The following is a 25,278-nucleotide window of genomic DNA, read 5'->3' on the forward strand; positions in this document are numbered from 1 at the left end:
GAGCATCATCAGGTCACGTGTGTCAATATCCACACGCAATGTAATAAAATTTTGGTTAAGAGTCGGTTAACTTCATCAAGAAGCTGTACATTATGCCGCTGCGCGATTTACACGACCTGAACGTAATGTCCGTACAAAAGGAATCCCCTGCTGATCATGAGTCACTTCAGCATCCACACCATAAACATCTCGAATCAATTGTGGCGTTAATACAGTTTGTGGACATCCCTGTGCAATAACCTTGCCTTGTTTCAGAACCAGTAAATGATCTGCGTACTGTGCGGCCAAATTCAAATCGTGCAGCACCATCAGAGTTACCCAACGCTGACTTTCCGTCCGCTCGACCAGATGATCCAGCAAGACATGTTGAAAATGGAGATCTAATGCACTCACCGGCTCATCCAGCATTAAAATTTCAGGGCGACGCATCAATGCCTGTGCAAATAAAATCATCTGACATTGTCCACCACTCAGTGTCCGGACATCCCGGTTCGCCAGATGTAACAAACCGATTTGTTCCAATGCAGCCAGTGCATCTTCCAGCATTTGATTATCAACCCGCAGACTCAATGCATCCAATTGACCGAGTAAGACGACTTCAGTCACCGTCAGGCTGACATCAAGTCGAATATCCTGTGGCATGTAACCAAATTGCTGACGCCAAGCCGAAATTTGCTTAGGCTGAAGTTTTTGGTCACCAAACACGATCTCTCCGGACTGGGGGCGAATATCGCCAAACAGGGTTTTCAGCAATGTGCTCTTCCCCGTGCCATTCGGGCCAATGATGACACTTACTTTGCCGGGCTGAAGGCTGAAATCCATTTGATCAGCTAGGGTTAACCCATCAATATTTAAATTTAAGTCAGTCACATGCAGCATTATGAACGCCTTTTACCAATAATGAGCCAGAAGAAAAACGGTACCCCGATAATCGCGGTGACAATGCCAATCGGAAACAGTGCGCCGGGGACAATGACTTTAGAAAGAACCGACGCACTGGACAGTAAAAAAGCCCCGATCAGAAAAGATAACGGCAGGAAGAAACGCTGGTCTTCCCCCACCAACATCCGAGCAATATTCGGTGCAACAATCCCGACAAAACCAATGATGCCGACAAAACTGGTGGCTGTAGCTGTCATGACCGCAACGATAAACAGGGTTTTCAGGCGTAAACGGGCAACATGAACACCGAGACTTTTGGCCCGCTCTTCTCCCAACCGCAGCGCAGTCAGTTTCCAAGAATCTTTCAATAGCAGCAATAAACAGACGATCGTCACCACCGCAGTAATCATCAGATTTGTCCACGTTGCTTTCGAAAGGCTACCAAATAGCCAAAACAGGATCTGCTGGCTCAATTCAGGAGAAGAAACAAACTGGACCAGTGATAACAATGATTGAAACAGGAAAAGTAATGCAATCCCAGCCAGAATTAACTGTCCGGAGGTGATATGACGCATCGTTGCTAACGCAAAAAGGAAACAAGCGGAGAGCATACAGCAAAAAAAAGCACCCAGCGGTACGGCAATGTATGATTCAAGCCCCAGAGAATCCATATAAAGCATCAACGCTGCACCAAACCCGGCAGCAGCAGCCATGCCCAATGTATAAGGGCTTGCCATCGAATTATTCAGCAGCGTTTGCATCTCCGCACCACCAATACCGAGCGAACCACCAACTATCACTGCCATCAGGGCAATCGGCAATCTGAGATTGGTGACGATGACTTGTGTCATCGGATCCACTGAAACGGAAAAACCCAGCCACTGCAATAAGGCGTTACTGACCCGAGAGACGTCAAGCATCGACGGACCGGTGGCAACATCGAGAATAAACGAAACAGCGAGTACAGCCAAAATGGTACCAATGACTGTCCAACGCCGTCTTTCATTGGCTCTCTGTTTCGCAACAGCTTCAAGCATTAAATCGACTTGCATGTTTTAACTCCGGTGACAATATGACCTGAACAGGCCATAACTTCTATCATGAATCGGTAACACGGACAGCAAAATTCCCCCATACCATCATCATAAGCATTCCCCATTGATCTGACTCGAAGCGCGAATCACTGATGATCGGCTTAATTTAGAAAATCAGAAAGATGCTGCATTATATCTAAACAAATATGAGAGTCATTCTTATTTTCAAAATAATGTTATATCTGTCAGCATGAGATGGTTGATATCGCAGCGATTCGATGTTTAAAATCACTCAAACGGCAAAACGACCTCGCTCCTCACAGCACAATTAAAAAGGACACATAGATATGATTTCGTCTTTCCCATCATCGATTCCCGTTGTGCTGACGATCGCAGGTAGTGATAGTAGTGGTGGCGCAGGGATTCAGGCCGATATCAAAACCATCTCCGCAACGGGAAGTTACGCTTGCTCCGTGATTACCGCGTCCACAGCCCAAAACACTCAAGGCGTATTCGATGTATTGCCGTTTCCCGTCAGTCATGTGATACAACAGCTTGACGCAGTGTTTGCAGACTTAAATATTGTGGCCGTCAAAATCGGGATGCTCGCCAATGCAGAAATCGTAGAAGCGGTCGCAAACAAACTTCAGGCAGTTCGTCCCCGCCATCTGGTCATTGACCCGGTGCTGTTATCAACCAGTGGTCGAGCGTTGCTGAGTCAAGCAGCCTTAAAGCCATTACAAGAAATGCTGTTCCCAATGGCAGATTTAGTCACGCCAAATCTTCCGGAAGCGGCTGTACTACTGGGTTATCCGACAACTGATACAGGCGACGAGCCGACATGGTCGCGCCCCGAGATGATCGCAGATTTACAGGGACTCGGTTTACCTGCCATTTTACTCAAAGGGGGTCATGCCGATGATCCGCATTACAGCCAAGACTGGCTGATCACCGCAACAACAACAACGATGTTTAGTGCACCTCGGATTGATGAGAAAAATACGCATGGCACAGGCTGTACACTCTCTTCAGCCATTGCTTCTTACTTGGCCCATGGCTACTCACTCTCTTCAGCCGTTGAAGCAGCTAAAACCTATATTTCCGGTGCCATTCTTCATGCAAGTCAATTGGATGTGGGGCGGGGAAAAGGGCCGTTACATCATTTCTATCTACAATCTTTCGATCAATAATCAATGCGCCCATCAATCACTCAGACGCATCCTGCATCAACCAATATAAACCGTAATCGGCATATTGGTTTGTTTCTCGATCGATTTCAGTCGGGACAATAAAACGGCACTAATAGCGTGTCCTGCGGTGAGCATCAGATTGCCGTTGGGTAGATAGAGATCGCGTTTGATCACCATACCCGGTTTAATTTCACTCAATCCGATACAGAGCTCGACACCTTCTTCAATCCGGCTAGGTTGTTTCAGCATCTCAAGGTAGACATCAACCACCTGAGGATCATACATTTCACCGGCCTGTTGCTTCAGGTACCCTTGCGCACTGCGGGTGGTCATTCTCTTCGGGTTATAAGGTGAAGCAACGTAAAAATCGTAGTCTTTTACCACTTTTATGACTCTGGCACCAATTGGTATTTCCGGCCCTCGCAGATGGTCCGGCCGTCCCAAACCATTATAGAGTTCATCCTGATGACGAATAATTTCGACCAATGGCTCAAAGCGTTTGATCCGTTCGACAATCGTTGCACCGACGACCGCATTTGCACTCGGTGAAATCGGAACCTGACTTTCCGGATCGACTTTGGTCATTTCAATTTCCGAGTCCCGGGCCCCGATCAGACCAATCTGGTGCATGAGGCCACATAAATAAACATGACCGATTTCTGTTTCCGGTAATTTCAAACGTTGCGCAACAGACTTCGCCTGATTGGCAATTCGCTCAGCATGATCAGCAGGGAATCCAGTTCGATGCTGAATAATCGCTGTCACCATACCCAAAATATCTTTGAACGTTTTATTCCGACTTTTCAACAACAATTCTAGCCGAGTATTCGACGTGCTTAACGCTTTAGTTCTTTCTTGGACTTGTAATTCCAACTGATGATTAAAATCGGATAACTTTTGGTTGGATACTTCCAACGCCTGATTCATCGTTTCAAGCTGTTGATTGCGTTCTTCGAGTTCTTGCGATAATCGCTCTTTTTCTTTGGTTAAGCGGAAAAACTCAGCGGACTTAGCAATGATCAGTTTTAAATTTTCATTGTCCCAAGGTTTACTGATATAGGTGTGAATGCCACCGGCATTCACGGCTCTCACGGTGGACTGAATATCACTGTATCCCGTCAGTAGAATACGAATCGCATCAGGCGCGATTTCTTTCGCCTGAGATAAAAACTCAGCACCATCCATCTCGGGCATTCGCATATCGGAAATAATGATTGAGACTTCGCTCTCTTTCAAATACGCCAATGCTTCCCGGCCATCACTAAAACTCACGACATCATAATCAAGACGAAGCACCCGATTAAGCGCTTTCAGAATATCATTTTCATCATCCAATAAGAGCAGTGTCAGTCGCTCCGACGCTATAGCATGACTTTCCATGATGATCGCTCCCGCTTCTGTTAGCTTTGAGAGAACAATATTGTGCTTGTTCTGATAACGTCGGACTACCGACCCCGAATCACGCCAAGAGAATTTTCTCTGTAAGTAATTCAATTATATTATACTTTTCAAGGATTGGTAAAAAATGTACCGGAAGCTGTCATACCAATACTGATTTGGTACCAGAAATTGATCTTGAACTTCCCGTGGCAAGATTTTAGAACCGCACGCTTGTCATCAAGCCCATGAATGCTCATCAGTACATGTCTTGCGCCTAAGGCATACTCACAACACAAGGCAGCCGAATCACGGCCTGAGTCCCTTTGCCTAATTCAGACTCAATCGAGATGAGACCGAGATGCTCTTCAATGATTTCTTTGGCAACAGAGAGTCCTAATCCGGCACCACTACCCACTTGCTTAGTGGTAAAAAACGGTTCAAAAATATGTTGCAAATGTTCCTTGGAAATCCCTTTACCATTATCTTGAATCGATAGACAAAAATTACGCTTTCTCGGCATGAGCACACTAGTCTCATATATCAGCCGGATGCAAATGATGCCATCCGCATGTGTAATCGATTGGAAAGCATTCATAAGCAGGTGGATAAACGCCTGTTGCAGTTTATTGGATTGCCCTTTGACATACATGGGTCGCTCCGGAGTCTGATAATCAACCTTAGCCCGCATCTTGAGTTCACCGAGGATCAGACTCAACGATGAGCTAATCACATCCCGCAGGTCAACTACCCCGACGTTTGAACTGGATACATGGTTATAGACATTCAAACTTGAAACAACATTCTGAATTCGGGTGAGTCCTTCGAGTGTCTCAGAGATGATATCCGTACTATCATCCAGCATCTCTTCTACGGATGTTTTTTGTGATTCAGACAACGTCGAAACAAATTGTTTAAATCCGTTCATATAGGCACTTAACGTGCCTAAATTACTCATGACAAATCCTAAAGGATTATTAATTTCGTGAGCGACACCGGCAGCTAATTTTCCTAAAGAGGCAAATTTCTCTGTCTGTTCGACATCCCGATTGTGATACATCATCTCGGTCGATGTAATATAGGTGAGTGCAATCTTCACCACTTCAATAATGTAGTGCAATGTCCCTAAAGTGTTTTGATGCCACAGCGCTTCAGACTGGGAAGTCAGGAGCATCATGTAGTGACGAGAACGGATCTGAACCGTCACAACCAGCCCTTTACTCATTGTTGGGAAAAAAGGTGCATAGTGTTCAGTCCAGAAACTGGAGAGTTCGAGTCGCTCGATAAAACAAAACTCGTCTTGAGTGAAAGTCGGAAAGAATTGCTCTCGGATCGGACCAGTCAATACCGGACGAGAGCGTATCAAGCGAAGAGAACCCAACTCATGAATAGCGAATAGATAAACGTCCGTATCCGAAAAGGTCTCGCTCATGAATTCCACAAATAGGTCGAGACTGTCGTCCTGAGTCTCCGTGATCAACATCAGCCGCAGGATATCCAAAGCAAGATTTTGTTCTGCACACAACGGCCCTGCTTCAGAGAAAATCACTGGCTTGACTTGAATATCGTTTTCTATTGACGGATGTCCCACATTATCTATCCTTCAGTGTTCAGGCCAAAACCAGAAAACGCGACTCAGCTCGTTGCTTGTTCAACAACTTCATCGGTTGCAGTCACTTCATCGATAGGAAGCTGAATAATAAATTCACTGCCGACCCCTATCTCACTCTGGACGGCAATTGTACCCTTATGCGTTTTAATAATCCCATAAGACACAGACAATCCCAGTCCCGTTCCTGATCCAACGGCTTTCGTAGTAAAGAAAGGATCAAAGATGCGATCCTGAATTTCAGGCGGAATGCCTGTCCCCGTATCACGAATCCGAATTTCAACATAGTGATCATTGGCTTGATGTACGGAGATATAAATCGTCCCTTCCCCTTCAATCGCCTGACTGGCGTTCAGTAAAACGTTCAGCAACACCTGATTGATTTGCATGGGCTGACAATAAACATCCGGAATATCAGCTTGGTAATCTTTTTCAATCGTAATACTGTACTTAATCTCGTTATGAATAATTTTCAGTGTCGATTCAATGCCACTAACAAGGCTGGCATACCCCCACTCCGAACCATCAACATGTGAAAAATCTTTCAGGTTTTTCACAATAGACATCACTCGGGATGAACCTTCCAATGACTCCTGAATTAAATCTGATGTATCTTCCAAAATAAAGCTAACTTGCTGCTGATGTAACACGGCTTCACAATGTTCTGCCAACGCACTATCACCCGCTTCATCAATCATTTCTTTCATCGTATCAATGACTTGAGCCAAGCGTTGAAAGTAATCATGCAAAGTCTGAATATTCGATGTGATAAAACCGACCGGATTGTTAATCTCATGAGCAATCCCCGCTGATAACTGACCGATAGACGCCATTTTTTCAGATTGGATCAACTGCCCTTGAGTCTCTTCCAGTTTCCTAATCAACATTTTCTGTTCTTGATGCTCGATTTCCAACTGTTGTGAAATATTCCGCAGCTGTGCTTGCTGACTGGCTTGAATGGTCACGTCATAAATACAAAGACAAACATGCTCAATAGCACCATCTTCACTATGGATAGGAATCACTTCCAGATTTTGGAACATTTGCTCTTCTTCGCCTGAAACCGGGCGAGAACTTTTGAAAGGTAGGACGTGTGGTTTTTGTTCCCATGACGAAAAACTCGATGACTCAATCACTAATGCAGTATCAACCTTGCGCTTCAGATAGTCAGCGGACTGAGGAAAAAGCGTCAGAATGTTCTGCCCCTGCATCGTGTCACCCGCATAGATCGCCCGTGACTGAAAATATTCATTTGCTTTGATAATCACGTAATCATTGCGAATGATACACAATGCAAAATTGAGCTGGTCTAATAGATCTGACAGCAATAACCGACTTTTAGCCATACTGACTCCTATAATAATTCATCTAGGCGCTCAAGCATCCTGTCTAATTCCCTATCAGCAAAACAGATAATGGTTCTCGCTGCAAACGAATCTTTTTCAATCAGAAACGAGATTTCCATAATCAGAGAAAGTTTCCACTCAGAGACAGGTAAAGGCTGTTTCGAGGGCTCAAATAACACCGGTGGTTGCATTTTAGTTTTGACATCGATTTGTTCACACAAACCCTTGAGGCTTGCCCCAGACAAAATATTTGAGATATCCAGAATACTTTCATCGACATTGATGGAATCGGAATTATGTCCTTTGGCTCGGTTCAGATCCACCACAATCTGTTGACATCCGAGGCGGCTGATCAAAGTAATCAGCTCACCATCCATACCACCAAAAAATGATTGCCGCGTATAATAGTAATCCATCTCAGATTTTTTCAGACGGGCTAAATCTTCATCGGTGGCTAAACGAATATTCGGCACAGAAATCGTGACATGGAGATCCAGTAAGGTCGCGAGCTTATTCGCTGCTCTCCCCATCGATATATTCATAAATTCTTGAAGCGCATCTTGATGATCTGCAGAAAAAACCGTATTCATAGCAATCCTACCCCATGTAATACATGTTCTAATTGTGTTGGGTCTAACGGTTTCTGAACAAATGACGCAGCACCTAATTGTTTTACTCTTTCCTGAGAATAAGGTTGAATATCCGCACTAATCACGATCACCACAGTTTTTGCATCAATTTGATGCAGGTACTCCAAAACCTGAAAACCATCCATTTCAGGCATGGTTAAATCGAGAAACATGACATCCGCTAGTCCCTGATTATAATTGCTGATCGCTTCTTTACCGTTCGACGCTTCATGAATACTCACATCCCACCGTTCAGGTAACGCTCTCATCACTGACTTACGCGACATTTTTGAATCATCTGCTATCGTTACATTAATCGCCATTGGCATCTCCCCTCACATTCAAAAAATTATCAACGCTGTTGTGATATTGTTTATCATCATATTGTTTTTAATCATTTTGTTATGCTGTTTCTAATAATAATGGGATCAGTGTCAACACAACATCACGGACAAAATCGGGCAGTTGCTCAGCGACTTGCTTGAATTGTACTTCTGTCTTGAATTTCTCAACCATATAAGCCAAGCCGACAATGCTGCCATATATGACCGTCTCATTCTGACTAAGAAAATCGATATGGCTCTGAGATAAAATAATGTCACCGATATCAATATCATATCCCCATAGAATCAGCAGATAAGCAGCAGCAACGTGGTGGTCATAGTAACCTTCCTGCAACCCCAAGTATGTTTTGATGTTTTCAAGTGTCGCACCTTCTTCCAGAACGAGCAGTGTGCCGATAGACGTTAATAGACTGGCAACAAACACTTTATCCTGTTCACGACGGGCGAAGTTCATCTCTTTCGCGAGCAACCTCGCAATAGATCCGACCTTCAAGGCTCGTTCTGCGACCAGCTTATGCTGGCTCGGAGAAACCCGGTGATGAGGAATTTGAGTTAATAAAGAAACCGCAATCGTTTCAATCAATGTCGCCCCTAATCGACTGACCGCTTCAGAGAGTGAATCGGTATGTCTTCTGAACCCAAAGTACGATGAATTGGCAATTTGAAATATCCGCGCAACTAACGAAGGTTCATGACTGATAACCCCAGCCATTAAATGCATATCACAATTGGGAGAAGCGATAACATTCTGCAATTCACGAACGGTATTCGGCAATACTGGCAAACCGGATAAAGACCCTAACTTCTGACGACACTCGGCATTAAACGGCATTTTATGCAAGCGTTCTGCACACTGAAATAGGTGTTCAAAATCTTCTTGAGTAAATGGTTTTGGTAAGACGAAGTGGGCATAACCGTGTGCTTTTTGAGGCAATTCTTGCGTTGTATCACCAGTCAACAGCACTCGGATTGACTCCGGCAAATTCATTTTGACTTCATTGAGCAACGCATCGCCACGCTTCTTTGGCATCAATAGATCAGAAATAAAGATCGCCGGATGATCAATTTCAGAAGCTGCCATGATCTCCTCCCACCGCATCGGCTCATCAAGGAGAAGAAACCGCCATTCGGGACGTAAACGACGAACCAGACGGCCAATGGCTTTCAGCATAAATTCATCGTCATCAACACATACAACTTCAAGACTTGCCATAGACCAATCCTTAACTCGCAGAATCCAAATAATGGTTAATCTCTCGTGTCAACTCATGACACCATTGTTCAACCACACTGAGCTGAGTCGTCTGCGCACAAATGTTATTCGCTTCATTAAGCGAATCCGTTTCAATCTTTTGGAGGACCTCAGCCAGCTCATCCGCACCAATAAAGCGGGCTGATGATTTCATCCGGTGAGATGTCATTCTGACATGTTGTACATCGCCTTCCTGCCAATACAATTGCAGTTGGGACAAAGACTCGCCCAGTGACGTTAGATAACCACTAAGCATCTCACCAACATTCTCTTCACCAACCATGTCTGCAACCCTTGCCGGCTGGAAATACTGTAAGTCCGCCATGATCATTCCCCAAGGTAACTGAGCTAAAAATCGATACGTGAAATTTACGAACGCTGTTTTCTCAATGCGTTAGGTTTAGTGTAGCTGATTCTCAGCAACGCGAAGGGCCAAAACAGTGCGCCTGTTAACGAAATCTCAATGTCCTGTCAGGGAGAAATAAAAAATCCCCCGAAAATTGCTTCCGAGGGATAATCGATGCGACAACTATCACAACATACTATCGATACCGCTACTCAGTAATCCCTGACAGCGTCTCTTTAATCGTCACACCAATCGGTGTGCTTGGCCGACCCAGAAGCTGACTGAGATCTATTGATGTACTAAATAGATCTCCCGCAGACGCCCCGATTTCAGAGTTTCCTAACACCATCGGAAGTGGTTCCGGGACACCAGCACTTTCCAACGCGTGAACATAGTCGGCTTCAGACAGATTCTGATAAGCAATTGATTGTCCCGTTGCTTCGGACAGATAATCCGCAAATTCAGCTAGTGTGAAACCATGATCACCGGCCAGTTCGTAGACTTTGCCGGCCTGTCCCTCGCGTGTCAGGACATCCGCTGCTGCTTCAGCATAATCGCGGCGGGGCGCAGAGGAAATACGACCGTCTCCGACACACCCAATCATCATACCCTGTTTCAAAATCGCTGGAATCCCCATGGTATAATTTTCCGAATACCAGCCATTTCTCAAAATCACCGCGGGGAGTCCGGATTCTTGAATCAGAGCTTCCGTCGCGACATGTTCTTCGGCCAACATCAAGGAAGAACGATCGGCATTCAAAATACTGGTATAAGCCAGTAAAGTAACGTTCGCTGCTTTCGCCGCCTCAATGACGGTACGATGCTGCTCAACGCGCTGTCCGACTTCACTGGAAGAAATCAGCAGCACCTTATTCACACCGGCAAACGCCTCACACCATGAGTCAGGTTGTGTGTAATCCGCATACCGGACCTGAACCCCTAGTTTGGCCAAATCCTGTGCTTTATGAACATCGCGAACCACCGCGACAATTTGTGATGCGGGCACTTTCTGTAGTAAAACCTCAATCACGAGACGGCCCAGTTGGCCGGTTGCTCCAGTAATCGCTAACATAATTTCTCCTTTTGCTTTGACTTGTTATCGTCTCTAAATCAACTATACAACCACGGCCATAATGACTATTGAGCATGATGGATTGATTGCTCACCAGGCCGACTGATCCTATAATAAAATCAAAACTAACTTTTAGTAAGTACGCACAAAAAGGTAAGTATGAAAAAAATATCTCAGCTTGAACAATATCAGCGCGGTAATGTCTTTATCGCACAATGTCCGTCCCGGGAGATACTCAACCATATCACCAGCCGTTGGGGGATTTTGGTATTAATTGCTTTGAATGACGGTGCGCGACATCGCTTTAGTGAACTCAGGAAGAGAATTATGGGGATTAGTGAAAAAATGCTGTCGCAGACGCTGCAAACCTTAGAACGTGATGGTTTTCTGACACGGATTGCCCATCCTGTAGTACCACCTCATGTCGAATATCAGCTCACCCCGCATGGCCATACCGTGACACAAAAAGCAGCGGTTCTTGTCGAATGGCTCGAAGACAATATTATCGATATCCAGAGTATTCAACATCAATATGATCAGGCGCGGATGATGTGCGAATCATCACTTCAGGCAAAAAAATAAGCGTGCCGACAGCACGCTTATTCATCACAAACAAGTAATGTTCAGTCTCATCATTTATTGATCAATTGTTTCCAAAACTGATGAGACCTGAGTAGACTTTTGCTGATCAGCGGCACGCCAACCACCACCGAGTGCTTTATATAAATTGACCCGGCTCAGCAGTAAATTCAAATGCGATGCCAGTTCACTCTCCCGGGCACTAAATAATGACCGTTGTGCGTCCAGTAAGTCCATATAACTGTCATTGCCTTTTTCATAGCGCATTTTTGCCAGCTCGTAATACTCTTGGTTTGCAGCCATATTATTCTGCTGAGCTTGCCACTCTTCCAGATAATACGTCTGCCCTAACAAAGCATCAGAAACTTCTTTAAACGCAGTTTCAATCGCCTGCTGATAAGCAACTATCGAGCGCTGCTTCTTAATCTTTGCCACATCCAGAGAGGCTTGATTACTCCCCCAATCGAAGATAGGTAAAGAGATAGACGGTGAAAATTGCCAATACCCCGAATCCGAGTTAAATAACCCCGACAGAGAATTACTGGCACTGCCGGCATTTGCCGTTAAACGAATACTCGGGAAAAATGCAGCACGTGCCGCACCGATGTTCGCATTGGCTGCCTTAAGTGTATGTTCAGCCGCCAGAATATCAGGACGCTTGAGTAACAGCTCTGATGACGTGCCAACTTGCAGCGCTGACAGCATTTGCCCGCTTTCATCAGGCAAACGGCCATCAATGTACTGCATGATCGGAGCACCGACCAGCTGCCGCAACACATTGTAACCCTTCGCAACCGCCAGTTTGTACTGCGCTTGCTTCGCCTGTGCACTATGTAATGCGGTCTTACTTTGTGCGAGCGTCAAGGCATCACTATATCCGGCATCATAGCGCGTTTGCACCAGTGACAAGGTTTCCTGATAGGCATCAACCGTTTCTGTCGTTAATGTCAGCAACTCTTGGTTGGTCAGCAAATTCATGTAGGCACTGGCAATTTCACTAATCAGCGCAATCACGGTACTGCGACGATTCTCATCCTGAGACAGATAACTCTCAAGCGCCTGCTCACTCAGGTTTTGTACCCGGCCAAACAGATCCAACTCATAACTCGTCACACCGACCGTTGCTTTATACTGCGAAGAATATGACTTGCCATTGCCTGTATTTGCATCAGAAAAACGTGTTCTCGAACCGCTTCCCGAGGCGTCCAGCCCCGGATAGCGTTCAGCATCCTGAATTCGGTATGTGGCTCGCAAAGAAGCAACATTCAGCAATGTTGTTTTCAAGTCTTTATTATTTGCCAGCGCTAACTCAATCAGCGATTGTAACCGCTCATCCGGCATGAAAGTACGCCAGTCAGGCAGCTCGGTTTCCGCCGTCTGACTTGCTTCAACACCTTGCCACCCTTGTGTTGACGGGGGTTCTGGCTGCTGATAATCCGGCGCCAGACTACAGCCACTTAAAACAGCAGTCATTATCAGCGGCAGTAACTTAATTTGCATCTGACTTATCCTCCACGGCAGGAGCGGCAGAGAAATCGCCTCTTGGTTTAGTGCGGAACAAACGCATCACCAAGACAAAGAACACCGGAACAAAGAAAATAGACAACACCGTGGCAGACACCATGCCGCCGACAACCCCCCAACCAATCGCATTCCGGCTGGCAGCCCCCGCACCACTACTCAGTGCCAACGGTAAAACCCCCAGAATAAATGCAAAAGAGGTCATCAGAATCGGACGTAAACGCATCCGACAAGCTTCAACGGTTGCTTTGAACAGATCCATGCCCTCATCATATTGGGCTTTGGCGAACTCAACGATCAGAATCGCGTTTTTCGCCGATAAACCAATCGTCGTCAACAGCCCGACCTGAAAGTAAACATCATTCGCTAATCCTTTCAGGGTGGTCGCCAACACGGCCCCGAAAATCCCCAACGGCACAATCAAAATCACCGAGAAAGGAACACTCCAACTTTCATAAAGTGCAGCCAGACAGAGGAATACGATAAGCAAAGAAATACCATACAGTAACGAGGCTTGGGAACCGGACTGTCTTTCCTGATACGAAGATCCACTCCATTCCACATCAAAGCCTTTTGGCAACTGGTGAACCATTTTTTCAATCTCAAGCATCGCCTCACCAGAACTCTTTCCGGGCGCAGCCGAACCTTGAATGTTGACCGCAGGGGAAGCATTAAAGCGCTCCAGTCGTGGCGATCCATAAGTCCAGTACGTTTTGGCAAAGGCGTTAAACGGCACCATGTCCCCCTCGGAATTGCGAACATGCCACAGATCGAAGTCTTCAGGATTCATCCGAAATGGCGCATCAGCCTGAACGTACACTTTCTTAATCCGCCCGTTATCGACAAAGTCGTTCACATAAGTCGAACCCCATGCAGTCGATAAGGTTGAGTTAATATCATTCACAGAAACGCCCATTGCCATCGCTTTTTCATAATCGATATCAATTCGGAGCTGAGCGGTATCTTCCATCCCGTTTGGCCGGACAGACACCAGATTCGGGTTCTTCGCTGCCATTCCCAACAGTTGGTTACGAGCCTGAATCAATGCCTCATGACCAAGGTTGCCCCGGTCAACCAGATAAGCATCAAAGCCACTGGCTGTTCCCAACGAAATAATCGGTGGCAAGTTGAACGCAAATATTTGCGCTTCTTTGATCTGTCCTAAAGCGCCCCATGCTCGCCCGATAATGGCTTCGACGGACTGTGAAGGCTTGGTTCGTTGACTCCAGTCAGTGAGTTTGACGAATGCCAGCCCCATATTCTGACCGCGACCGGCAAAACTAAACCCTGCAACAGTAAAGACCGAGGCCACATCATCTTTTTCATCTTGCAAGAAGTGACCCCGGATTTTCTCCATTACGTTGAGTGTCCGTTCTTGCGTTGCACCGGAAGGTAGTTTAACCATCACCATTAAGACACCCTGATCTTCATCAGGCAAAAATGAAGTCGGTAGTTTGTGCCACAACAAACCTAAGCCACCGACGATTAAGACATAAACTACCAGATATCTGATTTTCTGATGAATTCCTTTTTCGACCGTGCCTTTATAACGCACAGTTCCCTGATTAAACAATCGGTTAAACAGGCCAATCGGTCCGCGTTTTGCCTGATGACTACCTTCTGAAAGCGGCTTTAGAATCGTCGCACACAGTGCCGGTGTAAGGATCATCGCCACCAACACAGACAGCGCCATAGAAGAAACAATCGTCAAGGAGAACTGCCGGTAAATCGCCCCGGCGGCACCACCAAAGAAAGCCATCGGAATAAATACCGCACTCAGAACCAGAGCAATACCAACCAATGCACCGGTAATCTGCCCCATCGACTTACGGGTTGCTTCTAATGGCGATAAACCATCCTCAGCCATCACCCGTTCGACGTTCTCGACCACGACAATTGCGTCATCCACCAACAGACCGATCGCCAGCACCAACCCAAACATCGTCAGAGTATTAATCGAAAAGCCGAAGGCAGCCATGATGCCCATCGTCCCCAATAACACCACCGGTACCGCAATGGTCGGAATCAGAGTCGCACGGAAGTTTTGCAAGAAGAGGTACATGACCAAAAAGACCAGCACGACCGCTTCAATCAGGGTATGAACCACCTCTTCAATCGAAATTTTAACGAATGGGGTCGTGTCATACGGATAAACAATTTTCAGAGAGTTGGGGAAGAATTGTTTCAATTCTGCCATTTTGGCACGCACAGCATCCGCTGTATCCAGTGCATTGGCGCCTGTCGCAAGCCGAATCGCCAGACCGGTCGCCGGTAAACCATTAAACTCAGCAACAGCGGCATAACTTTCACCACCGATTTCAATGCGCGCAACATCCTGCAAACGAATTTGAGAACCATCCGTATCAACTTTAAGCAGAATATTTTTAAAATCTTTTACGCTCTTCAGACGCCCCTGAGCCGTGATCGTTGCAGTCAGTTGCTGCCCTTTCACCGCAGGTGTACCACCCAACTCACCGACGGATACCTGCGTATTCTGAGCTTTAATAGCACTGAGAACATCGCTGGAAGTCAGACTGAACTTATTCAGTTTATGTGGATCCAGCCAGATTCTCATCGCATGTTGCGCCCCAAACACTTGGGTTTCACCGACACCTTGAACACGGCTAATCGGATCTTTCACGTTTGAGACGATATAATCCGCGATACCGGTATTATTCATGCTGCCATCAGATGAGATAAAGCCAATCACCATCAAGAAGCTACTGGTCGATTTTGCAACCGTAATCCCCCGGGTCACAACCGACTCAGGCAGCGACGATTCAACAGCAGACAATTTATTCTGTACTTGAACCTGTGCAATATCCGGGTCTGTCCCCGTCGCAAACGTCAGACTAATAGAAAATGAACCGGACGAATCACTGTTGGAAGACATATACAGTAGGTTATCGATACCATTCATATTTTGTTCGATAACCTGCGTCACACTATTTTCCACGGTTTTCGCAGATGCACCGACGTAAACACCAGAAATGCTAACCGCTGGTGGTGCAATCTGCGGATACTGTTCAATCGGTAAAGTTTTGATGGACAGAACACCGGCCAGCATGATCACGATCGCAATCACCCATGCAAAAATCGGTCTGTCGATAAAAAAGCGAACCATATATTATTGCCCCTGCTCTACCATGTTTGCCGTCACCATCGCTCCCGGACGAATTTTTTGTAATCCGCTCACGATAACTTTGTCTCCGGCTTTGAGACCAGAATCAACCAACCACTGAGTACCGACAATCCGGTTTGTGGTGATCATACGATCTTCGACTTTGTTTTCTGCATTAATCACCATGACATGAGCCTGACCTTTTGCATCACGCACCACTGCAGCCTGTGGGACTAAAATCGCTTTTTCACGATATTCTGTCGGTAGATCAGCTCTGACATACAGCCCCGGCAACAAAGCCTGATCAGGGTTTGGTAGTAAAGCACGCAGGTTTACTGTACCGGTTTTCTCATTCACCGTTACATCGGCAAACTGTAACGTCGCTTCCTGATCAATTTTTGTCCCGTCATCCAAACTCAGTTTAATGCCGCTGAGCTTCTGGTCACTGCCGACGGCCTGTTTCCTCAGTTTCAGGAGTTCATTACTGGATTGAGAAAGATCGACGAACAGAGGATCAAGTTGCTGAATCGTGGCCAGATAGTCGGTCTGATTCGCGGTAACCAGTGCACCTTCGGTCACATTTGATTTACCAATCCGTCCGGAAATCGGTGCTTTAATGTGGGTATAATCTAAATTGATCTGCGCAGATTTCACGGAGGCCTCGGCAGACATCACCGCAGCAAGAGCCTCCCGGTAAGTCGCGCGTGAATCTTCATAATCTTGCTCACTGATCGCACGGCTTTTCACCAATGTCTGATAACGCTCAGCCTGCAATTTTGCTTTTTCTAATGTGGCTTGGGCAGAAGCTAAACTGGCCTTGGCACTATCTAGAGTCGCGTCATATGTTGCCGGATCAATTTGGTATAACACCTCACCTTTTTTGACCTTGCTCCCTTCAACAAACAAGCGTTTAATAATAATACCAGCCACCTGCGGTCTCACTTCAGCCACCCGATAGGCACTTGTCCGTCCGGGGAGACGAGTCGTCAACTCGACCGGCTGATATTGGATCGCAACAGCATCGACCGCAACAGCTTGTGGCTTCTGTGGGGTTGTTGCTTCAGCCTGGGTGCCATCCGGTTGGCACCCAACCAGTGCAAACACCAACCCAAAGGCAACCAATGACTGGCGATAAAGAGGGAAGGTTTTCGTCATGAATTACTCTCCTAAAACTATGCTACTGGCGCTGAAGTAACATTACTTCAGCGCCTCATTCCTTATTCTGTACGTGATTCAGTCATCATTGTGTTCACAGTGACACGGCGAAAAATTTCTACAAACCTACAAATCAAGCAGCATCAATCGTCATTCATACGTATTTGTTATAAAGCCGCTTTATCAGCCGTCACAAATCATACCGTCACCAAATGAGAGAACTAACTATATTCTAGATATTTAACGGGTTAAAGTGTGGTTAATGATGATCAGCTTTTAGACAATTGAAGTTATTAATTTAATATTTTTATCAATGACGATTCATGGTGGAAATCATATCATGCCTCAATCATTGCATCACAACCATCACAAAAGATGGCTAAATATCAATTAGAGATACAAATTAGCTGTTATCAGCAAAGGAGAAACCAAAAAACCCAACCGAGATGATTGGGTTTCTGTGACATGTAAATTTATTTCGGTCAATTTAAATCAGGCATACGCTCTCGCAGTCTGAATATAAATCTCCCGCAGCTTCAACGCCAACTGTCCCGGTTGACCGTCACCGATGGGCTGTTCATCGATGGCAACAACTGGCCAGACAAACGTAGTTGCCGAACTGATAAATGCTTCTTTGGCCTGCAGCGCTTCTTCGATGGTAAACAAGCGTTCTTCAACCCTAACGCCAGTGTCTTGAACCAGTTTCATCAAAGCAGCTCGGGTAATCCCATGCAGGATATCATGGCTGAGTGGTCGAGTGACTAATGTTCCTTCTTGTGTCACGATGTAAGCATTGCTGGAACCGCCTTCAGTCACATATCCATCTTCAATGAGCCACACATCATCAGCTCCCGCTGCGTGTGCTGCATGTTTTGCCAAACACGCCGGCAACAGGCTGGTGGTTTTAATATCCCGGCGTTTCCAGCGGATATCTTCAAATGAAATCACTTTAATGCCGTGCTTCACTTTCGGGCTATCAATCAACTGCTTGGCCTGAGTAAATAAAATCAACGTAGGCTCGATCGCATCTTGATAAGAAAAGTCACGATCCCCTTCATTGCCTCGGGTTAGTTGCAGATAAATGCCCCCTTCAACCAAATGATTTTTTTCGATCAGCGTCTGCTGAATGGACGTCAGTTGTTCCGCTGTAGCTGGCATTTTAATTCCCAGCTCACGACAAGAACGTTCCAGACGAGCAATATGTCCCACATTATCAATCAGTTTGCCGTCCAATACTGACGTCACTTCATAGACAGCATCGGCGAACAGAAAACCCCGGTCAAAAATTGACACTTTCGCTTCAGATTCAGGAACATACGTCCCATTGACATAAACAATCCGTTCCATAAATAATTTTCCCTTTATCCCCATAGTTCCGAACCAAAAGGCAGCATTTGATTTTTTTCAAACTCAAAACCATGTTCAATATCCTGGCTCAGTAATAACGGGCCATCCAGATCAACAACATCAACCCCCTGAGCAACAACAAATGCAGGTGCCATGCTGAGTGAAGAAGACAACATACAACCCACCATAATTTGTAACCCCGCTTCCTGAGCGGCTTGCTTCAACGCCAATGCTTCCGTCAAACCACCGGTTTTATCGGTCTTAATATTAATCATGTCATAGCGACCAATCACACGACTCAGGCTCTGCCGATCATGGCAAGATTCATCAGCACAAATCGGTATCGGCCGAGGCAGTCCATCTAAAACCCTATCTTCATCGGCATGAAACGGCTGCTCGATCATCGCGACATTCAACTGCTCTAACTCAGGAATCAACGCTTGATAGGTTGCAACATCCCAAGCTTCATTGGCATCCAGAATAATCGTTGCCTGTGGTGAACCACGACGAACAGCACGGACACGCTCCAGATCCTCCGGGCCACCCAACTTTAATTTGAGCAACGGACGAAAAGCATTCGCGACCGCAGCCTCTTCCATCTTGTGCGGTTTATCGAGCGATAATGTATAAGCCGTTGTCAGCACACAAGGCGTTATCTGGAGTTGCGACCAAATCGTGGTTTGACTGAGCTTGCATTCCAGATCCCACATCGCACAATCGACCGCATTCCGAGCCGCTCCGGCAGGTAATAAGGGTTGGAGTTGCTGACGGTTAATCCCACATTTGATTTCAGGAAAAATCCCCTCAATCTGTGCGATAACGCTGTCAACAGACTCCCCATAACGGTGGTAGGGAACACACTCTCCCCGCCCGATAAAACCATTTTTTTCAATCTCAACCACGATGGTTTCAGCGGAAGTCTTACTGCCGCGAGAAATCGTGAAACTGCCTCGAATTGGCCAGCTTTTGCGATAGAGACGAATATTCATGAAAACACCGCCAACTGATCAACAATACGTCCGACACCTTGCCGGAAAGGGTCAACCACCGGTAATCCAAGCTGCTCTTCAAGCGTGGCCATATAAGACAATGCTGCCTGTTCATCCAATCCGGACGTGTTGATCGATACCCCGACAAACTGAGCATTCGGATTCGTTAAACGCGCCGTCGTCAGATTGGCAGCCATACAGGCGTCAATATCCGGCAAGGCATAATCCGGCAAGCCTCGCATATGCTGACGCGTTGGCTCATGACACAACACCAGCGCATCCGCCTGAGAACCATGAATCAATCCGGTTGTCACACCGGCAAACGACGCGTGGAATAAAGAACCCTGCCCTTCAATGACATCCCAGTGATCAGGGTTGTTGGCGGGAGATATCGTCTCAATCGCACCAGAAATAAAGTCAGACACCACACAGTCAGCACTGACTCCCTCTCCCGAAATCAGAATCCCGGTCTGACCGGTTGCCCGAAAATCGGCATCCATCCCGCGATCACGCATTTCTTTCTCAATCGCAAGCGACGTATACATTTTCCCTACGGAGCAATCGGTTCCTACGGTTAGCAAACGCTTACCCGTCCGTTTTTTACCATTCGCGACCGGATAAACCTGAGTCGGATAGCGCACATCAAACAGAGCACAATCTTGTTTCTCCGCGCACGCGACCAAGGCGGGAATATCGGTCAATTTATTATGCAATCCCGACGCAATGTCCATCCCAGCTTCTAACGCTTCAACCAGTACACTGATCCATTCATCAGAAATAATGCCGCCTCGGTTTGCAACACCAATCACCAGTGTTTTTGCCCCGGCTGCCACTGCGTCCGATATGCTCATATCAGGCAAACCACAATCGGCATTGCAGTTCTCTAAACGAAACTGTCCGACACAATACTCTGGACGCCACGTCTTGATGCCTTGGGCAACCTTCGCAGCTAATGCATCAGCTGCATCACCTAAAAACAATAAATACGGTTTCTTCAGTTCCATCTCGCAATCACTCCATCCAAGTCAGCATAGATATAAAATGTTCATTATGGGTCAATCATCATTTACAGAGCAAAATACATGACAACATGAAGGAAAGGAAATGAGCAACAAAATCATTTTTGCGCATCATTTTTGAATAAAAATTCAATAATAGAAACATAATGGAATAAAAATTCATTCAATCACAAAATGCGCATATGATAGAAACCGCCAATCCTGTGCATTTTTACAGAGTCTTATTCTAAACCCACTGACTGAATCAGAAAAATGCACGGCCTACACTCCTTTTTCAAATTTATATAATTTTACAGAATCGACCATTTCTCAGTGATTCAAACTATTAAAGTGATCTAAACAAAATCTTACAAATGTGTGATTATAATCACTAAAAGAATGATAATTTATGTATATATCTGTCGCTCCTAATGCCAGAGATGCATTTCAGCGGTGCAATTCGCACTAATTTGGTGCTCTATATCGATATCTTGCCAGTCAAAACAGGTCCTCAAAATAGAAATCACATGATGTTCATTCATGTGTCTGACCGGTAACCTATCGAATTGCTTTCTCATTGCATTGAAATTTAAAACCAAAAAATACAACCTTTACAGCATAAAATGAAAGACCACATCATTACTAACATTGTTAACAACATTTCCCAAACGCATACTGCACATATATGGTTTTCTCACCTCAATACGCAGTCAGAAAGCTTCCCGTAATCTCAAAGCACTGGCCTGTATATTGCTTCGTCTGCCTTGCTGTTTGGATATGATGAAAATCAGCGAACATTGCACAAATCTCATCCGCTGATGACATGCTTGTTGAGTGAAGCGATACGATACGCATTATTAATACGTTAATGATTAATATATGCATTGCCCAAGCAGGCGATATACACTGTTGTAACAGAAAATTAAAGATGATCTCTATGTTTGCCCAAATCAGGAACGATTATGATTACTGCTGAAGCGGTTATTGATTTAAATGCATTAAGGAATAATTTCACCTTATTAAAATCCCACTGTGATAGTGGTACCAAACTGATCGCAGTTTTAAAAGGTGATGCTTACGGGCACAACGCCATCCGAGTCGCACACGCACTACCACATGCCGACATGTTTGCTGTCTCCCGGATTGAAGAAGCGATTGAATTACGCTCGGCAGATATTCTTCAACCCATCTTATTATTGGAAGGTTGCTTCTGCCCGGAAGATCTCCAGCTGGCCGCACAGCTCAATTTCCACACCACGATTCACTGTATTGAGCAACTACGAGATTTCGAGCAAACGCCACTGACGCAACATACCGCGGTTTGGTTAAAGTTAGATACAGGAATGCATCGCCTCGGCGTTCAGCCCGATGAAATCAGTGCGTACATCACGCGCTTGGAAAAAAGCGGAAAAATTGCAGGCGATGTTGGTTTTATCAGCCATTTCAGCTGTGCTGACGACCTGAATTCACATTCAACACTGGCTCAACTTGAACGTTTTAAAGCGCAGACACAAGCGTATCAAGGGATGAAAACACTGGCTAACTCCGCCGGCATTTTGTTCTGGCCAGATGCTCACTTTGACGCTGTCCGGGCCGGGATTGCCTTGTACGGCATAGCCCCGAGTATTGATGAAATTGGTCAGCAACGTCATTTGACACCTGTGATGACATTACAGTCCAAGTTAATTGCTATTCGTCGGCATCAGGCAAACCACCCCGTCGGCTATGGTGAAAATTGGACCTCAGATCGAGATACTTACATAGGTGTGGTCGCAATGGGCTACGGTGACGGCTATCCGAGATCGGCTCCGAATGGAACCCCCGTCTATATTAATGGCCGTATTGTGCCGATAGCCGGCCGGATATCCATGGATATGATCACCGTCGATCTGGGACCGAACGCAACCGATCAGGTTGGAGACTGTGTTGAACTTTGGGGTAACCATGTTCCGGTCGAACAAGTTGCCAAATTAGTCGGAACAATTCCATATGAACTGGTGATTCAGTTGACTCGACGCGTTGTCAGAACCTTTATCAATGAATGACAATCACGACACCGCCATTTACATCGACTGAACCACCGCTGACTGCTGCAACGCCTGACGGATCTTCGCCGCAAATTCAAGTGCATGGGCACCATCTCCGTGAATACAGATAGTGTCGGCTTGAATATCGATCCACTGCCCGTCGGTTGCCCGAACCTTGCCTTGGCAGACCATATCAAGCACTTGAGTTAAGGCCGCATCGTCATGATGAATCAAAGCATCGGAGCGGTCTCGTGGTGTTAACGTACCGTCCGGCTGATATGTGCGATCCGCGAAAACTTCATGAGCCACACGCAACCCTTCGGTTTCTCCGGCACGAATCAGCGCACTGCCGGATAATCCATACAATACCAAAGTCGGATCAACATCCTTCACCGCCTGCGCAATTGCGGCTGCCAGCGACGTATCCTGAGCGGCCATATTATATAAAGCGCCATGTGGCTTTACATGGTGCAAATGTCCCCCGGCAGCACGGACAAACCCGTACAATGCCCCGATCTGGTAAACCACCATGTCATAAGCTTCCCGGGGGGAAATCGCCATCGTCCGACGACCGAATCCAGCGAGATCCGGCAATCCCGGATGTGCACCGATCGCTAAACTTTTCTCTAATGCATGTCTGACCGTCTCACGCATTACTCCCGGATCACCGGCATGAAAACCACAGGCAATATTCACTGAACTGACATAATCCATCAATGCTACATCATTACCGAGTGAATACACCCCGAAGCTTTCTCCCATGTCACAATTCAGATCGACTCTGTTCATATTGTCCTCACAGCTTAATTCGGTTGATGACTTGAATCCTTAGTCTTCCCGTTCAGTAAGAATTCAATGCCAGTGTCACACGTTGTAAATAACGATCCTGAACTTCGGCAGCCATGTGGGCCTCAGCCAAAGAGACTGGCTGAAAATACACCTGCTCCCCCGGTCGCAGTTGACCTAAACGCCACAAATCACTGTCAATGACGACAGCCATTCTCGGGTAGCCCCCACTGGTCTGCCCTTCAGCCGCCAGAATAATCGGTTGCCCATCCGGTGGCAATTGAATCACGCCAGGGAAAACCGCATGAGACACTAGCTTGATCTCAGATTGCGCCTCAATCGGCGGACCTTCGAGTCGGAATCCCATCCGATTACTATTGGAACTCACTTGCCACGCGGTGGTGAAAAACTGTTCTTGAGCATAGAGAGAATAGTGTCCGAATTCCGGTCCGACACAGACACGAATGATCGCATCGGAAACCGGCAGTAAAATACCAAAGTGCTCATCGGGCAACGCATCATGGATGTGGCGGTTTTCTCCTACAGACAGCCGATCACCTTTGCGCAACGGCCGTCCATCAACACCGCCGAAACCCGCCTGTAAATCGGTTGCAGCAGCGCCCATCACCAGCGGCACATCGATCCCCCCTTGAACCGCAAGATAAGCACACAATCCTCGCTTAGGCATGTAGAGTTTTAATTGCTGTCCGGCGTAGGCGCGATAACGCCACCCCGGATAAACTGGGAGATCATCGCATCGGGCAAAGCAATCCGCTCCGGTCAGCGCAAAACAAACATCCGTCTGAAAGAGAAACGTACTGGTCCCGAACATGATTTCCAACCCGGCAGTATTATCGGGATTACCGACCAATCGATTGGCAATCGTCAGCGCCAGAGCATCGAGCGCACCAGCACGGGATACCCCTTGATGACGAAATCTCTCACGCCCTAAATCCTGAACACTCATCAGCGGGCCGGTCTGTCGCACTTCAATCACAATCAACCTCCGCAACGGTGAACGTGACCCTATCCCCCGGTAACCAAAAAGAAGGTTGCGCACGTTGTGGATCAAACAAAACTACGTCTGTTCGTCCAATCACTTGCCAGCCTCCGGGAGATGCATTGGGGTAAACTCCGGTTTGAGCACCACCAATCGCGACGGAACCCGCTGGAATTTTTGTTCGGGGTGAGGCATGTCGGGGCGTATGCAGCGCTTCAGGTAACCCACCAAGGTAAGCAAAACCCGGCTGAAAGCCTAAAAAATAAACGCGATATTCCGCCTCAGTATAAAGACGAATCACCGCATCAATATTCAATCCGGCATGATCCGCAACATGCGCCAAATCAGGACCATTATCACCGCCGAATGTCACGGCAATTTCTAGTTGCCGTCCGTCGGTCAATACCACGTCGTCGGCAGCCCAGTAATGATGGAATAGCTCGCATACAGAGTCATATTCATCCGGCTTGTTGTCGGTTATGTATGGCTGAACACGAACCGTCAGGTTATTCATACCGGGGACAACATCGACCATTTCCGGTCTGGTTCTCAGTTGTTCCGCGATTGCCCAGATTTTCTGTTGCTGAGGTAACGTCACCGGATCCGGTGCCTGAAGCACATAGCTATGCTCTCCTAACCGGTAAATGTCAATCTGTCCGGATTCTCTCACTCAA

The 25,278-nt window shown here is 46.4% G+C and carries 22 protein-coding genes; 3 read left to right on the top strand and 19 right to left on the bottom strand.

Going from position 1 to position 25,278, the window contains the following annotated elements:
- Nucleotides 1-90: 90 nt before the first annotated feature.
- The gene (locus VRK_RS08935; protein ID WP_059121034.1) at nucleotides 91-879 is read right to left on the bottom strand and encodes an ABC transporter ATP-binding protein; all 789 of its coding nucleotides are present in this window, start codon (nucleotides 877-879) and stop codon (nucleotides 91-93) included.
- Nucleotides 879-1,934 carry a FecCD family ABC transporter permease gene (locus tag VRK_RS08940; protein ID WP_059121035.1) on the bottom strand — a complete coding sequence of 352 codons (1,056 nt, stop codon included), beginning with the start codon at nucleotides 1,932-1,934 and terminating at the stop codon, nucleotides 879-881. The genes VRK_RS08935 and VRK_RS08940 overlap by 1 nt, the downstream gene beginning before the upstream one ends.
- A gap of 329 nt (nucleotides 1,935-2,263) precedes the next feature.
- On the opposite strand from VRK_RS08940, the gene thiD reads away from it, so the two are divergent.
- Nucleotides 2,264-3,106 (top strand): bifunctional hydroxymethylpyrimidine kinase/phosphomethylpyrimidine kinase, encoded by an 843-nt coding sequence (thiD, locus tag VRK_RS08945; protein WP_059121036.1) that lies wholly within the window; start codon nucleotides 2,264-2,266, stop codon nucleotides 3,104-3,106.
- A gap of 36 nt (nucleotides 3,107-3,142) precedes the next feature.
- Here the strand turns inward: thiD and VRK_RS08950 are convergent, their stop codons facing one another.
- The 8 genes from VRK_RS08950 to VRK_RS08985 all read right to left on the bottom strand — a co-directional run bounded on the left by VRK_RS08950 (nucleotide 3,143) and on the right by VRK_RS08985 (nucleotide 11,081).
- Nucleotides 3,143-4,486, bottom strand: a complete 1,344-nt coding sequence (locus VRK_RS08950; protein WP_059121037.1) for a response regulator — start codon at nucleotides 4,484-4,486, stop codon at nucleotides 3,143-3,145.
- Between the two features lie 274 nt (nucleotides 4,487-4,760).
- On the bottom strand, nucleotides 4,761-6,074 hold the full coding sequence (locus tag VRK_RS08955) for a sensor histidine kinase (RefSeq protein WP_059121038.1): 1,314 nt from the start codon (nucleotides 6,072-6,074) through the stop codon (nucleotides 4,761-4,763).
- 44 nt (nucleotides 6,075-6,118) lie between these two features.
- Nucleotides 6,119-7,438, bottom strand: coding sequence for an ATP-binding protein (locus VRK_RS08960; protein WP_059121039.1), 1,320 nt, complete (start codon nucleotides 7,436-7,438; stop codon nucleotides 6,119-6,121).
- 8 nt (nucleotides 7,439-7,446) lie between these two features.
- The gene (locus VRK_RS08965; protein WP_059121040.1) at nucleotides 7,447-8,028 is read right to left on the bottom strand and encodes a chemotaxis protein CheC; all 582 of its coding nucleotides are present in this window, start codon (nucleotides 8,026-8,028) and stop codon (nucleotides 7,447-7,449) included.
- On the bottom strand, nucleotides 8,025-8,390 hold the full coding sequence (locus VRK_RS08970) for a response regulator (protein WP_059121041.1): 366 nt from the start codon (nucleotides 8,388-8,390) through the stop codon (nucleotides 8,025-8,027). The genes VRK_RS08965 and VRK_RS08970 overlap by 4 nt, the downstream gene beginning before the upstream one ends.
- Nucleotides 8,391-8,469: 79 nt before the next feature.
- Nucleotides 8,470-9,624: an HDOD domain-containing protein gene (locus VRK_RS08975; RefSeq protein ID WP_059121042.1), complete on the bottom strand. Its 1,155-nt coding sequence runs from the start codon at nucleotides 9,622-9,624 to the stop codon at nucleotides 8,470-8,472.
- Between the two features lie 10 nt (nucleotides 9,625-9,634).
- Nucleotides 9,635-9,988, bottom strand: coding sequence for an Hpt domain-containing protein (locus VRK_RS08980; RefSeq protein WP_059121043.1), 354 nt, complete (start codon nucleotides 9,986-9,988; stop codon nucleotides 9,635-9,637).
- Nucleotides 9,989-10,217: 229 nt separating this feature from the next.
- The gene (locus tag VRK_RS08985; protein ID WP_059121044.1) at nucleotides 10,218-11,081 is read right to left on the bottom strand and encodes an SDR family oxidoreductase; all 864 of its coding nucleotides are present in this window, start codon (nucleotides 11,079-11,081) and stop codon (nucleotides 10,218-10,220) included.
- Between the two features lie 159 nt (nucleotides 11,082-11,240).
- Here VRK_RS08985 and VRK_RS08990 point away from each other — a divergent pair, with 159 nt between their 5' ends.
- Nucleotides 11,241-11,663, top strand: a complete 423-nt coding sequence (locus tag VRK_RS08990; protein ID WP_059121045.1) for a winged helix-turn-helix transcriptional regulator — start codon at nucleotides 11,241-11,243, stop codon at nucleotides 11,661-11,663.
- A gap of 54 nt (nucleotides 11,664-11,717) precedes the next feature.
- On the opposite strand, the gene VRK_RS08995 is transcribed toward VRK_RS08990, so the two are convergent.
- The 6 genes from VRK_RS08995 to dgcN all read right to left on the bottom strand — a co-directional run bounded on the left by VRK_RS08995 (nucleotide 11,718) and on the right by dgcN (nucleotide 20,797).
- Entirely contained in the window at nucleotides 11,718-13,160 is a 1,443-nt protein-coding gene (locus VRK_RS08995; protein WP_059121046.1) for an efflux transporter outer membrane subunit, read from the bottom strand.
- Nucleotides 13,150-16,305, bottom strand: a complete 3,156-nt coding sequence (locus VRK_RS09000) for an efflux RND transporter permease subunit (RefSeq protein WP_059121047.1) — start codon at nucleotides 16,303-16,305, stop codon at nucleotides 13,150-13,152. The genes VRK_RS08995 and VRK_RS09000 overlap by 11 nt, the downstream gene beginning before the upstream one ends.
- A 3-nt stretch (nucleotides 16,306-16,308) precedes the next feature.
- A complete protein-coding gene (locus VRK_RS09005; protein WP_059121048.1) occupies nucleotides 16,309-17,457 on the bottom strand; it encodes an efflux RND transporter periplasmic adaptor subunit in 1,149 nt (382 codons plus the stop codon).
- 492 nt (nucleotides 17,458-17,949) lie between these two features.
- Nucleotides 17,950-18,804 carry a D-amino-acid transaminase gene (locus VRK_RS09010; RefSeq protein WP_059121049.1) on the bottom strand — a complete coding sequence of 285 codons (855 nt, stop codon included), beginning with the start codon at nucleotides 18,802-18,804 and terminating at the stop codon, nucleotides 17,950-17,952.
- A gap of 14 nt (nucleotides 18,805-18,818) precedes the next feature.
- The gene (gene dgcA, locus VRK_RS09015; RefSeq protein WP_059121050.1) at nucleotides 18,819-19,793 is read right to left on the bottom strand and encodes an N-acetyl-D-Glu racemase DgcA; all 975 of its coding nucleotides are present in this window, start codon (nucleotides 19,791-19,793) and stop codon (nucleotides 18,819-18,821) included.
- Nucleotides 19,790-20,797, bottom strand: coding sequence for an N-acetyltransferase DgcN (gene dgcN / locus VRK_RS09020; RefSeq protein WP_059121051.1), 1,008 nt, complete (start codon nucleotides 20,795-20,797; stop codon nucleotides 19,790-19,792). The genes dgcA and dgcN overlap by 4 nt, the downstream gene beginning before the upstream one ends.
- 956 nt (nucleotides 20,798-21,753) lie before the next feature.
- Here dgcN and alr point away from each other — a divergent pair.
- Nucleotides 21,754-22,836: an alanine racemase gene (gene alr / locus VRK_RS09025; RefSeq protein WP_059121052.1), complete on the top strand. Its 1,083-nt coding sequence runs from the start codon at nucleotides 21,754-21,756 to the stop codon at nucleotides 22,834-22,836.
- Between the two features lie 18 nt (nucleotides 22,837-22,854).
- Here the strand turns inward: alr and VRK_RS09030 are convergent, their stop codons facing one another.
- The 3 genes from VRK_RS09030 to pxpB are packed head-to-tail and all read right to left on the bottom strand — an operon-like array spanning nucleotide 22,855 to nucleotide 25,274.
- Nucleotides 22,855-23,607 (bottom strand): LamB/YcsF family protein, encoded by a 753-nt coding sequence (locus VRK_RS09030; protein ID WP_059121053.1) that lies wholly within the window; start codon nucleotides 23,605-23,607, stop codon nucleotides 22,855-22,857.
- Between the two features lie 52 nt (nucleotides 23,608-23,659).
- Entirely contained in the window at nucleotides 23,660-24,601 is a 942-nt protein-coding gene (locus VRK_RS09035) for a 5-oxoprolinase subunit C family protein (RefSeq protein WP_059121054.1), read from the bottom strand.
- Nucleotides 24,594-25,274, bottom strand: coding sequence for a 5-oxoprolinase subunit PxpB (gene pxpB / locus VRK_RS09040; RefSeq protein WP_231735754.1), 681 nt, complete (start codon nucleotides 25,272-25,274; stop codon nucleotides 24,594-24,596). Before pxpB ends, VRK_RS09035 begins: the two co-directional genes overlap by 8 nt.
- Between the last annotated feature and the right edge of the window lie 4 nt (nucleotides 25,275-25,278).

Source organism: Vibrio sp. MEBiC08052, assembly GCF_001506075.1.
In the GTDB taxonomy this organism is placed as follows: Bacteria; Pseudomonadota; Gammaproteobacteria; order Enterobacterales; family Vibrionaceae; genus Vibrio.

What these genes read in the sequence shown, in the direction of transcription:
- VRK_RS08935 (WP_059121034.1), bottom strand. Translation starts at nt 879, where the DNA reads ATGCTGCATGTGACTGACTTAAATTTAAATATTGATGGGTTAACCCTA.
- VRK_RS08940 (WP_059121035.1), bottom strand. Translation starts at nt 1,934, where the DNA reads ATGCAAGTCGATTTAATGCTTGAAGCTGTTGCGAAACAGAGAGCCAAT.
- thiD (WP_059121036.1), top strand. Translation starts at nt 2,264, where the DNA reads ATGATTTCGTCTTTCCCATCATCGATTCCCGTTGTGCTGACGATCGCA.
- VRK_RS08950 (WP_059121037.1), bottom strand. Translation starts at nt 4,486, where the DNA reads ATGGAAAGTCATGCTATAGCGTCGGAGCGACTGACACTGCTCTTATTG.
- VRK_RS08960 (WP_059121039.1), bottom strand. Translation starts at nt 7,438, where the DNA reads ATGGCTAAAAGTCGGTTATTGCTGTCAGATCTATTAGACCAGCTCAAT.
- VRK_RS08965 (WP_059121040.1), bottom strand. Translation starts at nt 8,028, where the DNA reads ATGAATACGGTTTTTTCTGCAGATCATCAAGATGCGCTTCAAGAATTT.
- VRK_RS08970 (WP_059121041.1), bottom strand. Translation starts at nt 8,390, where the DNA reads ATGGCGATTAATGTAACGATAGCAGATGATTCAAAAATGTCGCGTAAG.
- VRK_RS08975 (WP_059121042.1), bottom strand. Translation starts at nt 9,624, where the DNA reads ATGGCAAGTCTTGAAGTTGTATGTGTTGATGACGATGAATTTATGCTG.
- VRK_RS08980 (WP_059121043.1), bottom strand. Translation starts at nt 9,988, where the DNA reads ATGGCGGACTTACAGTATTTCCAGCCGGCAAGGGTTGCAGACATGGTT.
- VRK_RS08985 (WP_059121044.1), bottom strand. Translation starts at nt 11,081, where the DNA reads ATGTTAGCGATTACTGGAGCAACCGGCCAACTGGGCCGTCTCGTGATT.
- VRK_RS08990 (WP_059121045.1), top strand. Translation starts at nt 11,241, where the DNA reads ATGAAAAAAATATCTCAGCTTGAACAATATCAGCGCGGTAATGTCTTT.
- VRK_RS08995 (WP_059121046.1), bottom strand. Translation starts at nt 13,160, where the DNA reads ATGCAAATTAAGTTACTGCCGCTGATAATGACTGCTGTTTTAAGTGGC.
- VRK_RS09000 (WP_059121047.1), bottom strand. Translation starts at nt 16,305, where the DNA reads ATGGTTCGCTTTTTTATCGACAGACCGATTTTTGCATGGGTGATTGCG.
- VRK_RS09005 (WP_059121048.1), bottom strand. Translation starts at nt 17,457, where the DNA reads ATGACGAAAACCTTCCCTCTTTATCGCCAGTCATTGGTTGCCTTTGGG.
- VRK_RS09010 (WP_059121049.1), bottom strand. Translation starts at nt 18,804, where the DNA reads ATGGAACGGATTGTTTATGTCAATGGGACGTATGTTCCTGAATCTGAA.
- dgcA (WP_059121050.1), bottom strand. Translation starts at nt 19,793, where the DNA reads ATGAATATTCGTCTCTATCGCAAAAGCTGGCCAATTCGAGGCAGTTTC.
- dgcN (WP_059121051.1), bottom strand. Translation starts at nt 20,797, where the DNA reads ATGGAACTGAAGAAACCGTATTTATTGTTTTTAGGTGATGCAGCTGAT.
- alr (WP_059121052.1), top strand. Translation starts at nt 21,754, where the DNA reads ATGATTACTGCTGAAGCGGTTATTGATTTAAATGCATTAAGGAATAAT.
- VRK_RS09030 (WP_059121053.1), bottom strand. Translation starts at nt 23,607, where the DNA reads ATGAACAGAGTCGATCTGAATTGTGACATGGGAGAAAGCTTCGGGGTG.